At 61.0% G+C, this 13,107-nt stretch carries 11 protein-coding genes and 1 pseudogene; 6 read left to right on the forward strand and 6 right to left on the reverse strand.

The genetic code is table 11. The features are described from left to right. Window positions 1-50: 50 nt before the first annotated feature. Complete coding sequence (locus HL666_RS16140; protein ID WP_172112627.1) at window positions 51-779, reverse strand: CBS domain-containing protein; 729 nt, start codon at window positions 777-779, stop codon at window positions 51-53. 160 nt (window positions 780-939) lie between these two features. Here HL666_RS16140 and HL666_RS16145 point away from each other — a divergent pair, with 160 nt between their 5' ends. Both HL666_RS16145 and HL666_RS16150 read left to right on the forward strand, forming a co-directional pair. Then, on the forward strand, window positions 940-1,302 hold the full coding sequence (locus tag HL666_RS16145) for a hypothetical protein (RefSeq protein ID WP_172132928.1): 363 nt from the start codon (window positions 940-942) through the stop codon (window positions 1,300-1,302). 143 nt (window positions 1,303-1,445) lie between these two features. Then, a pseudogene (locus tag HL666_RS16150) lies at window positions 1,446-3,183 on the forward strand (PHA/PHB synthase family protein). A gap of 42 nt (window positions 3,184-3,225) precedes the next feature. Here HL666_RS16150 and HL666_RS16155 read toward each other — a convergent pair. Together HL666_RS16155 and HL666_RS16160 are read right to left on the reverse strand one after the other, a co-directional pair. After that, the gene (locus tag HL666_RS16155) at window positions 3,226-4,770 is read right to left on the reverse strand and encodes a bifunctional aminoglycoside phosphotransferase/ATP-binding protein (RefSeq protein ID WP_172182383.1); all 1,545 of its coding nucleotides are present in this window, start codon (window positions 4,768-4,770) and stop codon (window positions 3,226-3,228) included. A gap of 25 nt (window positions 4,771-4,795) precedes the next feature. Beyond that, entirely contained in the window at window positions 4,796-5,785 is a 990-nt protein-coding gene (locus HL666_RS16160) for a zinc-dependent alcohol dehydrogenase family protein (protein WP_172182385.1), read from the reverse strand. A gap of 254 nt (window positions 5,786-6,039) precedes the next feature. On the opposite strand from HL666_RS16160, the gene HL666_RS16165 reads away from it, so the two are divergent. Further along, a complete protein-coding gene (locus HL666_RS16165; RefSeq protein WP_172182387.1) occupies window positions 6,040-8,733 on the forward strand; it encodes a bifunctional acetate--CoA ligase family protein/GNAT family N-acetyltransferase in 2,694 nt (897 codons plus the stop codon). Window positions 8,734-8,759: 26 nt separating this feature from the next. On the opposite strand, the gene HL666_RS16170 is transcribed toward HL666_RS16165, so the two are convergent. Further along, window positions 8,760-9,263 carry a phage holin family protein gene (locus HL666_RS16170; protein ID WP_172182389.1) on the reverse strand — a complete coding sequence of 168 codons (504 nt, stop codon included), beginning with the start codon at window positions 9,261-9,263 and terminating at the stop codon, window positions 8,760-8,762. Next, the gene (locus HL666_RS16175; RefSeq protein ID WP_172182391.1) at window positions 9,264-9,533 is read right to left on the reverse strand and encodes a hypothetical protein; all 270 of its coding nucleotides are present in this window, start codon (window positions 9,531-9,533) and stop codon (window positions 9,264-9,266) included. 164 nt (window positions 9,534-9,697) lie between these two features. Here HL666_RS16175 and HL666_RS16180 point away from each other — a divergent pair, with 164 nt between their 5' ends. From HL666_RS16180 to HL666_RS16190, 3 genes are read left to right on the forward strand one after another with little or no spacing between them, the layout of a single operon-like run. Next, on the forward strand, window positions 9,698-10,834 hold the full coding sequence (locus HL666_RS16180; RefSeq protein WP_172133070.1) for an ABC transporter permease: 1,137 nt from the start codon (window positions 9,698-9,700) through the stop codon (window positions 10,832-10,834). A gap of 2 nt (window positions 10,835-10,836) precedes the next feature. Next, window positions 10,837-11,616, forward strand: a complete 780-nt coding sequence (locus HL666_RS16185) for an ABC transporter ATP-binding protein (RefSeq protein ID WP_172112634.1) — start codon at window positions 10,837-10,839, stop codon at window positions 11,614-11,616. 2 nt (window positions 11,617-11,618) lie between these two features. After that, a complete protein-coding gene (locus tag HL666_RS16190) occupies window positions 11,619-12,722 on the forward strand; it encodes an ABC-type transport auxiliary lipoprotein family protein (RefSeq protein WP_172182393.1) in 1,104 nt (367 codons plus the stop codon). 15 nt (window positions 12,723-12,737) lie between these two features. On the opposite strand, the gene HL666_RS16195 is transcribed toward HL666_RS16190, so the two are convergent. After that, window positions 12,738-13,055 (reverse strand): c-type cytochrome, encoded by a 318-nt coding sequence (locus tag HL666_RS16195; RefSeq protein WP_172112636.1) that lies wholly within the window; start codon window positions 13,053-13,055, stop codon window positions 12,738-12,740. Window positions 13,056-13,107: the final 52 nt, after the last annotated feature.

Raw genomic sequence — 13,107 nt, forward strand, 5'->3', positions numbered from 1 at the left:
TTCGCCAGTGCCAGCCGAGCCGCGTGCCAGATCGCAGATGATCGGCGACCTCAGCTGGCCTTCGCCATGTCCTCGTCTTCCGGCGAATTGAGATACATGCCGGACATGGTGTCCACCCAGCACAGGTGATCATGGACCTTCTTGACGCCGGCAACGTTCTCTGTGGCGACGATAGCGGCCTGCCGCGAGCGCTCCTCCGTGATGACGCCGCTCAAATGAACGATGCCGTCCTTGACGATGACCGAAAGCCCGAACGGGCACCAGTCGTTCTTGTCGAGGGCGTCGATGACCCGATTGCGGATGTGATCGTCGTCCGCCGTCGGATCCGGGACCTGGCGGCCCAGCGTGGCGACCGCCTGCAGCAAGTTCGCCCGTGACACGATGCCGACCACCTGGTCACCCTTGACCACCGGCAATCGCTTGACGTGGTTCTTTTCCATCAGCTCGACGATCTCCGCCAATGCGGCGTCTTCGGTGATCGTCAGGGGGGACTTGGTCATGACCTCCGACACTTTGCGTCCGTGCTCATGGACGAAGTCGGCAGCTGATTTACCGGGCCCCAGAATGAACCGCAGCCAGCGGCCGCGCTTGCGACCGGTGCCGATTTCCGTCCGCCGGATGAAGTCTCCTTCCGAGACGACGCCTACCAGCTTGCCGCCCGTATCGACCACCGGCAGGCCGCTGACATGCCGTTGCAACATGATGTTGGCCGCATCCACGATCGACGTGTCCGGAGTGACGGTAATTACAGGGCGGGTCATGATCTGATGGGCGCGCATGGCGAACTCCAATGTCGAAGGCTGCCGAAAGGTAATCCGCCGGCCAAGCCGCGACTTGACCCAGGTCAAAGCGGAGTTGCTTCGTCATTGATGCAGCTCAAGGTTCCCATGTGGATGTCGGGCTAAGAGACACGTCCATCCAGCGAGAGGGGAGGTGCCTATGTCCGAGCTCTCTGGGGCGCATGCCATGGCCGAGGAAACGGCCGAGCTATCCGAACGTGTTGCGCTTTCCAACAAGCACGCGCTTGAGCTGCTCGTTGGCTCCCAGCAGATTATCTTGGAGGAGATCCTCTTCGCCAGCAATGAGGCGCTGGATCGTGCGCGAACGGAAACGCATTTGCTGGCCGAGTTCGTCTCGAAGCTGGCCGGTGTGCATTCCGTCAAGGGAATTCAGACGATGGTCCAGGAATGTGGCCGTCACCAGATCGACTTTGTCAGGCGGGACTGCGATCGGCTGTTCAAGCACGGGCAGCGCCTGATTGATGCCAGCGTGAATCTCATGGGGCAACGGTGGCGAAACTGAACAAGGTGGGTGCGCCGCGTGCCGATCGGCGGAAGCGCAACGGAACGACCGACAAAGCCCCGACCGACATTGTTGTCGGTGAAGAGATTGTATCGCCGGCACCAGCAGACGTTCTCGTCGCATCCGGCGGAAAGCCGGTCTCCCTGGGGGCCGACGCGAACTCCAAGGAGTTTCGGCGCGAGGATCATGAGCTGGACAAGGCGTTCAGCGCTGTGCTGGCTCGCCTGACGGGTGGGATTTCGCCGGCTGCTCTGTCGATGGCCTATCTGGACTGGGCGTGTCATCTGGCGGCTGCACCCCAGCGTCAGATCGAGATCGCCCACGGCGCTTGGCATGCTGCAAGACGGCTCGCAGAGCGCTCCCTGCATTTTGCCGACCCCAATCGTGGTCCGTGGGACCTGATCAAACCGCAGGCTAACGATCATCGCTTCTCCAAGCCTCAATGGACCACTCAGCCGTTCAATCTGTTTGCCCAGGCGTTCCTGCTGGGGGAAGATTGGTGGCACAAGGCTACGACCGGCGTTCGTGGAGTGGACCCTGCCAACGAGGCCATCGTCGACTTCTCTCTGCGTCAACTGCTCGATGTGTTCGCGCCGTCGAACTTTGCGGCGACCAATCCGGAGGTCGTGGAGAAGACGTTTCAAAGCGGCGGTGAGAACCTCGTTTTCGGATGGCAGAACTGGCTCGCCGACCTCATGCAGGTCTTGCAACCCGGGAGGGCATCGGACAGCACCGAGTTCGTCGTCGGAAAATCGGTCGCGACTGCGCCGGGCAAGATCGTGCTGCGCAATCGGTTGATGGAGCTGATTCAATACGCTCCGACGACCGACAAAGTCCGGCCCGAACCGATCCTGGTCGTGCCGGCCTGGATCATGAAATACTACATCCTGGATCTGTCGCAGCATAATTCGCTGGTCAGGTATCTCACCGACCATGGCTTCACCGTGTTCATGATCTCGTGGCGCAATCCGGGAGCCGAGGATCGCGATATTGCTTTCGACGATTACCGATCGCTCGGCGTCATGGCGGCCTTGGACACGATCGGGCAGATCGTTCCCAACACGCGGGTTCATGCCGCGGGCTATTGCCTGGGGGGGACGCTGCTCTCGATCACCGCTGCGGCCATGGCGCGAGACGGTGACGATCGTCTCAGGACGGTCACGCTGTTCGCTGCCCAGACCGATTTCACGGAAGCGGGAGAGCTTACGCTCTTCATCAACGAGAGCCAGATTGCCTTCCTTGAAGACATGATGTGGGAGCGCGGCTATCTCGACACGACACAGATGGCTGGCGCGTTCCAGCTGCTGCGATCGAACGATCTGATCTGGTCGCGGGTCTCGCGCGATTATTTGCTCGGCGAGCGTGCCCATCCGAGCGATCTGATGGAACGCCGACGCGACAAGGCTGCCATATCGGATGCATTCCGAGTATCTGCGTAAGCTGTTCCTCAACAACGATCTGGCCGAAGGCCGCTATGAGGTCGAGGGACGGCCGGTCTCCCTGTCCGACATTCACACGCCGATGTTCGTGGTCGGGACCATGCGCGATCACGTCGCGCCGTGGAAGTCGACATACAAGGTGCACTACGAAGTCGACGCCGACGTCACCTTCGTGCTGGCGAGCGGTGGTCACAATGCCGGCATCGTTGCGCCGCCCGACGAGCCCGGACATTCGCATCAGGTGCGCACCAAGGCTGCCGACGCGCCATACCTCGGACCCGACGAATGGCAGGGCACCTCCCCGCGGATCGAGGGATCATGGTGGCCGACATGGATCACCTGGCTCGAGCAGCAGTCAGGGACGCTTGGCCCGCCGCCACGGCTTGGAACGGATCACTCCGCCGATCTCGGGATCGCTCCGGGTGGCTACGTCCATACGTGACGGGTACTGCCGGAGTGCCGCGGAAGGCCGCTTCGATCGAGTTCATGTCTTGATCCCCAGCAGTGACAGGCTGCGCTCCAATGTCGCGTCTGGCGCTCCCGACGCATCCACATGCAGCCAATCCATCGCGCCGAGGTCATAACGCTCCTGCTCTTCGGCAACGACGATGGTCGCGTCGGACGCATCGTGGACTCTTCGCTGAATCCGTTCCTGCCGGATGCGCAGGTCGGCAACGAGGAAGAGCCCGGCAAATGGCAGTTTCAGCCGTTTCGCCATTGCGTGGATCTCCTCGCGTTCATTCGGACGGGCAAATACGGCATCGACGATGACGGTGAACCCCTGAGTCAACACGAGATGGGCTTGCTTCAGCAGCTCTTGATAAACTCTCGCGCTCGCTTCTGGTGTGTAGGCTTCTGGAGGCAGCCGATCGATTGGCCCGACGCCAAACAGCTTCTTACGCAGCACGTCGCTGCGCAGAACGACCGCTCCGGGCCGCGGAACACAAAATGGAGCCAGCGCTCGCGCCAACGCAGATTTTCCACTTCCCGACAGGCCGCCAACGGCGATCATCATGGGAGCAGGCTGCTGAATCAACTCACGCGCCAGCTCGAAGTAGCTTTGGGCCACATCGAATGTCGGCGAAGCAGCCGGGCTCGTTTGGCCGGCACTCTCTCGGTCGAGCTTCGCAAGAAAGACTTGGGCGCGGATCGCTGCTCGGATCGCCATGAACAGCGGCAAGGCAGCCAAGCCATCGGGCCGCCCGGCCGTTGCGACGGTCAGATAGTGGTTCAGGAGATGATTGGCTGCATTCCTCTGCTCGAAGTGCATCAAATCCATCACCGGAAATGCAAGATCATAGAGGATGTCGATCGTTGCAATCCGGTCATCGAACTCAATGGCATCAAACAGCACCGGCTTGTCGTCGATCATGACGATGTTGGCGAGATGAAGATCGCCGTGACAGCGTCGGACATAACCGCGTTCCGCGCGTTCTGCGAGGAGCGGACGGAGGCGTGAGAAGGCCGAGCCGCAAAGCGTGCTGAGTTCGTCAACCTCGGCTGTGACAAATCGATTGCTGCTTCGAAAGGCCGCAACGAATGCGTCGATCCAATGCGGGATCGATGCCGGCCATGCACTGGAGAAGACCTGAGCTGCAACGTTGTGTGAGGCGGAGATTGTCTCAGCCAGAAGCTCAGCGAGATCCGTATTCAAGGGACGTTGGGCGGCTAGGTGATCGAGCGTCCGGCTGTCATCGAAGCGACGCATCTCGACGGCATACTCTATGGGAGTGCCAGATCCATCGATATCGAGCGACCCGTCCGCCGCTTTGGTGATGGCGACAACCCTCAGGTAGATGTTCGGAGCAAATGGACGATTGATCTCCAGTTCCTTCGTGCATGCTGCCTGTCGTCGCGCAAGCGTCGAATAGTCGAGGAAAGGGAGCCGGATGGATCGCTTGATTTTTAGCGCGTGCTCGCCGAACAAGAAGATGGAAGCGGCGTGCGTGTCGATCCGGCGAATGTCTGGATGACGATGAGGGTCGCCCAAGAATGCCAATACGAGAGCCTGATCGGATGATGACGCCATGGGTCCTTGCTGCCATATTCGGTGTTCAAGCGCCGGGGACAAGAACGGCTGCGCCGGTCATCTCGCCTCGTCTCAAGCGGGCAAGAACGGCGTTTGCGTCGGATAGCGGATACGGCGTCGTGTGGGTACGGATCTGAGCCTCTCGCGCAACGCGCAGAAAATCGTGGCCATCCTGTCGCGTCAGATTGGCCACCGACATGATCTGGCGTTCGCCCCAGAGAAGCGAATAAGGGAAGCTTGGAACGTCGCTCATGTGGATTCCACCGCAGACGACACGGCCGCCCTTTCGGACAACACGCAGTGCAGCCGGAATAAGCTCACCGGCAGGGGCGTAGATGATCGCCGCGTCCAGGGCGACATCGGGATGCTGATCCGATGCACCGGCCCAGCTCGCGCCAAGTTGAAGTGCGAGATCTTGCGCAGCTCGGTCATCTTCGCGCGTAAAGGCGTAGATCTGGCGACCTTGCCACCGAGCAACTTGTGCGACGATGTGACCGGCCGCTCCGAACCCGTAGATGCCGAGCCGCTCCGCGTCACCGACCATGACCAGCGACCGCCAACCGATCAGACCTGCGCACAGTAGAGGCGCAGCAGCAATGTCGTCGCCCAGGCCGTCGAGCGGGAATGCATAGTCGGCGTCTACGACCGCGTGGGTGGCATAGCCGCCATTGCGAGTGTAGCCGGTAAAGGCTGGCGTGTCGCAGAGGTTTTCCGCTCCCCTGATGCAGAACCCGCAATGCCCGCATGTATGTCCGAGCCAGGCAATGCCAACCCGGGCCCCGAGCTGATGGGCTACGACATCGCCACCGATCCGGTCGACATAACCGACGATCTCGTGGCCGGGAATGATCGGATAAGGAATGTCTGGAAGTTCCCCATCGTAGAGATGCAGATCGGTGCGACACACCCCGCATGCACTTACCCGGATGCGAATTTCACCCGGTCCCGGCTCGGGATCGGCGAGTGTCTCGAGCTGGAGAGGCGCTCTTGCCTTGTGCAACACCATCGCTTGCATCGAGAGCCTCCTGGGGCGCGCTGCGCTCAGGGCATAGGTCATCCTGGGCTGCGTCCATTGATGTCGGTCAAGGTGCTCAACGCGCTCAACAGCCTATCAGATGCGGCGGGGCGAGGAGAGGGCTGGTTTCCACAAGCCGAGCCGCTACATTTCCGGCGCTGGATGATATGTCACGCTAGACCCGCAGCGGATTGAAACTAAGATGCCCGCCCGAGGAACAGCGCGCCCTGCGCACGCGAGATCTGGATATCGAAATGTCGACCTATCGATTGCGGAACCTGCTGTTGCCTCGCTCCATCGCCCTGGTTGGCGGCAGTCCGCGACCGAATTCGGTCGGACGCGCCATTCTCGAAAATGTCATCAAGGCGCGGTTCGAGGGCAAGCTCGGTCTGGTCAATTCACGTTATGCGGCGATATCCAGCATCCCGGCAGTGGGCAACCTCAGTGAGCTGCCGTTCGTGCCGGAACTGGTGGTGATCACGACACCACCTGCTACGATTCCTGATCTGATTGATCGCGCAGGCGCAATCGGCAGCGCCGGCGCGCTGATCATCACGTCGGGCCTCGGACACGGAGCGGGATCGCTGGCCGATCGAGCCGAGCAGGCTGCGCAAAAGTACGGCATGCGCCTGATCGGGCCGAATTGTCTGGGCATCATGATGCCCACGATCAAGCTCAATGCCAGCTTTTCCGCTCATATGCCGGTTGCGGGCAGTCTGGCGCTCATTTCCCAGTCGGGCGCGATCGCGGCGGGAATGGTCGATTGGGCCGCGCAGCGCGGCGTCGGATTTTCTGGCATCGTCTCGATCGGCGATCAATTGGACGTCGATCTCGCAGACCTCCTGGATCATTTTGCGCTGGACGGCGGCACTCGCGCTATCCTGCTCTACATCGAAGCGGTCAAGGACGCGCGAAAGTTCATGTCGGCGGCACGGGCGGCGGCCAGGGTCAAGCCGGTGGTGGTCGTCAAGTCGGGGCGTGGTGCCGTCGGTGCAAAGGCCGCGGCGACGCACACGGGTGCGCTGGCGGGAGCGGATGCGGTCTATGATGCTGCCTTCCGCCGTGCTGGCGTCCTGCGGGTCTCTGATCTGCGTGAGCTGTTCGACTGCGCCGAGACGCTGGGACGGGTGGAATCGCCGACGGGCAAGAGGCTCGCAATTCTCACGAATGGTGGGGGCATCGGTGTGCTTGCGGTGGATCGGCTGGTTGAACTCGGAGGCGTCGCGGCAACGCTCTCGCCGGCCGTGCACGACAAGCTCGACGCGGTTCTACCGCCAACCTGGTCGGGATCAAATCCGGTCGACATCGTCGGTGATGCGGACGCCGCCCGCTATACGCAAGCGCTTGAAACGCTGCTCGCCGACCAGGCCAACGATGCAATTCTGGTCATGAACGTTCAGACCGCAATTGCATCTGCAAGCGACATCGCGACCGCTGTCACGCATTTCATCGGTGCGTATCGAAAGCAGCATCGTCGCTGGGCCAAGCCGGTGCTGGCGGCATGGGTCGGTGCGGAGCAGCAGGTCATCGAGACGTTGAGCGGCGCTGGCATTCCGAACTATCCGACGGAGGATGACGCTGTTCGAGGCTTCATGCATCTCGTCCGCCATCGGGAAGTGGTCGAGTCGCTCGCGGCGGTCCCGCCGGCCATGCCGAGCTCCTTTGCGCCTGACGTGGAGATCGCTCGCAAGATCGTCGGGACAGCGCTGGCGGACGGACGAACCTGGCTCGATCCGGTGGAAATCAGCCGTCTGCTGGAAGCTTACGATATCGCAATGGTGCCGACGTTTGCGGCGGCCTCGGTCGACGAGGCGGTCGGCTATGCAGATCAGTTGTTCGCGCAAGGCGCAACGGTCGTCCTCAAGATCCTGTCGAGGGACATCGTTCATAAATCCGACGTCGGTGGCGTTGTTCTCAATCTGACCACGGCGGAAGCCGTGCGTAACGCCGCGAACGAGATCACGGCGCGCGCCAAGACCGTTCGCCCCGATGCACGGATTTCTGGAGTGATCGTGCAAGCCATGGTCGTCCGTGCCAAGGCCCGCGAGCTGATCATGGGCGTCGCTGACGATCCGACGTTCGGTACCGTGATCGTGTTTGGCCGGGGCGGCACCGCGGTCGAGATCATCAACGACAAGGCGCTCGGTCTCCCGCCACTCGATCTCCATCTTGCACGTAACCTTATTGAACGGACGCGTGTCTCGCGACTGCTGCGAGCCTATCGCGATGTCCCGGCGGTCAAGGCAGACGCCGTCGCAATGGTCCTTGTCAAGCTTGCGCAGCTCGCAGCGGACGTTCCCGAAATTCGCGAGCTCGACATCAACCCATTGCTCGCGGACGAAAGCGGCGTCTTGGCGGTCGATGCGCGCGTTGCTGTCGGCAGGGTTCCGCCGAAATTCAAGGGATCGGGCCCTTCGAATTTTGCCGTCCGTCCCTATCCGAGCCAGTGGGAACGGCATCTTCAGGTCAAGGATGGCTGGCGCATCTTCGCGCGACCGATCCGGCCCGAGGATGAGCCGGTCATTCATGAATTCCTCAAGCATGTCACGGCCGAGGACCTTCGCCTGCGCTTCTTCGCGCCGATGAAGGAGTTCTCGCATGAGTTCATCGCGCGTTTGACCCAGCTGGACTATGCGCGTGCAATGGCGTTCGTCGCCCTGGACGAATCGACCAACGAGCTGGTCGGAGTCGTGAGAATCCACTCTGATTCGGTCTATGAGAGCGGAGAGTACGCGATCCTGTTGCGGTCGGATCTCAAAGGACGTGGCCTCGGCTGGGCGTTGATGCAGTTGATCATCGAGTATGCGAAGGCGGAGGGCCTTAAGATGATCTCTGGGGACGTCCTGCAGGAGAATATCGTCATGCTGGAAATGTGTAGGAATCTCGGTTTCGAGGTCAAAACCGATCCGACCGAGCGCGACCTCTGCAACGTCAAGCTAACACTTTAGATCGCCTTACTCGGCGGAAAGTCCAGTCAAGTCGCACGGGCATCACTGGTCGATGAACTCGCGGTGTCGCCTTCCGTTGGTCCGTGGGAGCGCAGAGTCTTGATGATGAACGTCATGAAGGGGACAATGAGGAGTGGAATGAGCCTGTTCAGAGGATGATTGATGACGCTCGAGATCTGCGATTGCAACGATCGTGCCTCGAGCTGGAGTGCATCCATGGACGAGGAATGGATTTCGCTGGCGAGTTCGAGTTCGCGGCCCGACGGTGCACGGGCCGCAACCGCCAGCAGAATTGCTGCGATGACAAAATTGCATGCCCCGAGTGATGCGGCTGCTACTACCGCTGATGTTATCTGCACCAGCGCCAAGTAGGCTGACAGTTCGAGCATCAGAAGACCGAAGACGGCAATCAACGCGGCGAAGGCCCGCAGGCCCAGCCCGACGAGAAGGTGCCTAAGCCTGATGTCGGCGATGACCCTGTCAGTCCGCCAGAGAAGACGTAAATGTTTAGCGATGTTCTCGGTATCCACTTAAGATCTCCGCAATAGGAGGCCGACGGTCATGCCGATCGCAAACGCTGCAGCGGTGGCGATGATCGGACGAGCCCGAATCCGCCGTTCGACCTCGACGTCGGCCTCATTGAGGGCGGCACTCAGAACGTCGATGGCTGCCGCGACCGGCTCAGAACTCGTTTGAGCGTTGGAGTCGGCGTGACGTGCGCCAGCGTCACGCAAAAGTTGCCGGAGCTCTTGCCCTAGGACGTCCAGCTCGTTCCTGATGATCACGGGGTCGATGGCCATGCTTTGTCCTGTTCTCAAATTCATTGTAGAACCGACCGCAAGTTGAGGCTTGATTTCGCTCAACGATTTGAGCCGACGGCATTGATGCATGTCAAGCGGGGCAGATCGCCGGGATTTTAGGAACAGGTCGTGCTGTGGGCACGCCGAGCGAGGGAGACATTGAATTGCGTGCTCATCCAGGATTGACCGCCGATGCAACGGACGAGGTGTTGGAGCTCCGTCCCAGCGGATCCTGGGTGTCGCTCAACGTGACCGAGCTCGAAAGCTTGGCCAACTCGGCCATTGCCAAGGTCGGGGCTTCGAAGTCTGTGAAGCTCGACCTCGGCGCAATCAGCGAGATCGACACAGTTGGCGCCTGGTTACTCGAGCGGCTCAGTCGCCGGGCTGCCGCTGGCGGTCGTCCGGTGCAGATGACTGGGGTCGCAGCAAATTACCTCGGCCTGGTCGAGGAAGTGCGGCTAGTCAATCGGCACGAAGTCGAGCCGGCGCCGAAGAAGAACCCCGTCCTGGCTAGGCTTACGGATCTCGGCCGATCGAGCCTTGGCGCAGCCCAGGACGTCGTCGTGTTCCTGGAGATGCTTGCTGCGCTTTCTTTCGCATTGTTACGAACGCTGCGCCGGCCGAGGTCCTTGCGGGTGACATCACTCGTCTATCAAATGTACCGGATTGGATGGCAGGCCATTCCAATCGTGATGTTGATTACGTTCTTGATCGGCGCGATCATCGCTCAACAGGGGATTTTTCACTTTCGACGCTTTGGCGCTGAATCCTATGTCGTCGACATGGTGGGCATTCTTGTCCTGCGCGAGCTGGGTGTCTTGATCGTTGCAATCATGGTGGCTGGCCGCTCGGGAAGTGCCTACACGGCAGAGATCGGGTCGATGAAGATGCGCGAGGAGATCGACGCGCTGGTCACGATGGGACTTGATCCCGTCGAGGTTCTGATCCTGCCGCGGATCGTTGCGCTGATCCTGACGTTGCCCATCTTGGCATTCATCGGATCGATGGCTGCGCTCTACGGCGGAGGACTGGTTGCCCAGCTTTACGGTGGCATGGGGCCGGCAATCTTCATCGCGCGACTGCACGAGGCGATCTCGGTCACGCATTTCGAGGTCGGGATGTTGAAGGCGCCGTTCATGGCATTGGTGATCGGAATCGTCGCCTGCAGCGAAGGCCTTCGCGTGAAAGGCAGTGCCGAATCGTTGGGACAGCAGACGACGACCTCTGTCGTGAAGTCCATTTTTCTGGTGATCGTGCTCGATGGCCTGTTCGCCGTGTTCTTTGCATCCATTGGAATGTAGCAATGGATGATCTCCAGGTTTCCTGCGCCATCAGGGTGACTGATTTGGTCGTTGGCTTCGGGCGGCAGGTCGTGTTGAACGAATTGTCCTTGGATGTTCGTCGCGGCGAGATTCTTGGGCTGGTCGGCGCCTCGGGTGGCGGGAAATCCGTCCTGATGCGGACGATCATCGGGCTCATTCCACGTCGGAGCGGGACCATCGAGGTGATGGGGGTGCCGCTTGGTGGTGCGGCGGAGCGTGCGACGCAGGAGGCGGCGGCGCGCTGGGGCATCCTGTTCCAGCAAGGAGCACTCTTCTCGTCCCTGACGGTGAAGCAGAACGTCCAATTTCCGCTGCGGGAGAACCTGCAGATGTCACCGGCCTTGATGGACGAGATCGCGATTGCGAAGCTCGAAATGGTCGGTCTTCGGGCAGAGGACGGCGATAAATTTCCTGCCGAGCTTTCCGGAGGCATGACCAAGCGCGCCGCGCTGGCCCGGGCTCTCGCGCTCGATCCGGCGATCGTGTTTCTCGACGAACCGACCTCCGGCCTCGATCCGATCTCCGCCGGCGATTTTGATGCGCTGATCAAGACCCTGCAGCGGACGCTGGGACTGACCGTGTTCATGGTGACGCATGATCTGGCGAGTTTGAATACGGTCTGCGACCGGGTCGCGGCCCTGGCCGATGGCAAGATCGTGGCGATTGGTCCGATGCGCGATCTGCTTCAATCAGAACATCCCTGGGTCCGAGCCTACTTCCATGGCAAACGATCCCAGATGCTACAACCGAAAGCGAGTTGAAGATGGAAACGCGTGCACCTTTTGCTGTCATCGGCGGGTTCGTGCTGGCGGCCATCGTCGCAATCTTTGGCTTCGTCTACTGGCTGAACAACACTGGAGGACTTGGGCCGCGGACCGTGTACCATGTTCAGTTCGATGGATCCGTGCCAGGTCTGCTGGTTGGTGCTGCCGTCCTTTTCAATGGCATCCGCGTTGGCGAAGTGACCGACCTCAGCCTTGCGCCGGACAACCCACGTCGCGTCAATGCGACGATCTCGGTCGCATCGACCACGCCGGTGCGAACCGACACCAGAGTGGGGTTGGAATTCCAGGGATTGACGGGTGTTCCCGTCGTCGCGCTGGAGGGCGGCTCCTTGGCCGCGGCGGCTGGTGCCGTCTCCACCTTGATAGCCGAGCCGGGCGCAGGTCAGAGCATGACGCAGGCGGCACGTGACGCTTTGCGGCGCGTCGACGCCGTCCTCGCCGAGAATGCCGGGCCACTGAAGGACACGATTGCCAATCTCAAGACGTTTTCGGAGGGGTTGGCGCGGAACACGGGGAAGCTGGATGGAATCGTCTCCGGCCTCGAGAAAATGACAGGTGGGGGTACGCCGGCGCAGAAGGTCACCTATGATCTGGCGGCGCCGCGCGAGTTCGGTCCCGTCAATAAGACCATCAAGGGCCAGCTTGCGATCCCGGAGCCGACGGCAGTTGCGATGCTGCAGACCCAGCGCATGCTGTTCTCGCCAGCCAAGGACTATCCCGGGTTCGGCGAGTTCCTGTGGGCGGACAGCATCCCGAAATTGCTGCAGGCCCGCCTGATCGATTCATTCGAAAACTATGATGTCGCCCATGCGCCGCTGCGGGCATCGGATGTTGGCCAGCCGGACGTTCAACTGCTGATCGACGTCCGCCGTTTCCGAATCAATGCCGAAGTGGCGGCTGCGGCGGAGATCGGGCTCTCGGCTCGCCTCGTCGACAAGAATGGCAAGGTCATTGCGTCCCGGTTGTTCGACGAGAGCCAGCCGCTTGCCCGGCTCGATCCTTCCGATGCGGTCGAGGCTTTCGATCAGGCCTTCGGCCGAGTCGCCAAGTCAATCCTGGCCTGGTCCGTACAGACCCTCTAGTTGGAGCCGTCGAAGCTACTCTAGGCTCTTCAGGTACGACAACAAGTCGTTGATCTGCGGTGGCGCAAGCTCGAATTGCGGCATCGCCGGGTGCCCGGTGACGATGCCTTCCGCAAGAGCCTCACCAAGAGTCTCGATGGGATACCGCAGGTGCAGCGTTCGAAACGGAGGAGCCTGTTTGAATGGACTTTCTCCGGTCCTGCCGATGGCATGGCATCGCGCACAGTGAGCCTTGGCGTAGGCGCGTCCCCGTTGTTCGGGCGTTGACGCGGCAAGTGACGGAGAGGTCAAAGAAAGGCTCAGAAGAAGGGCGCAGAAGGTAAAGCGCTGCATGCATCACGTCCAGGCACGGTCATTTTCTGCCACGATAGGGCCGCGATCCTCC

The organism is Bradyrhizobium aeschynomenes (assembly GCF_013178945.1).
In the GTDB taxonomy this organism is placed as follows: Bacteria; Pseudomonadota; Alphaproteobacteria; order Rhizobiales; family Xanthobacteraceae; genus Bradyrhizobium; species Bradyrhizobium aeschynomenes.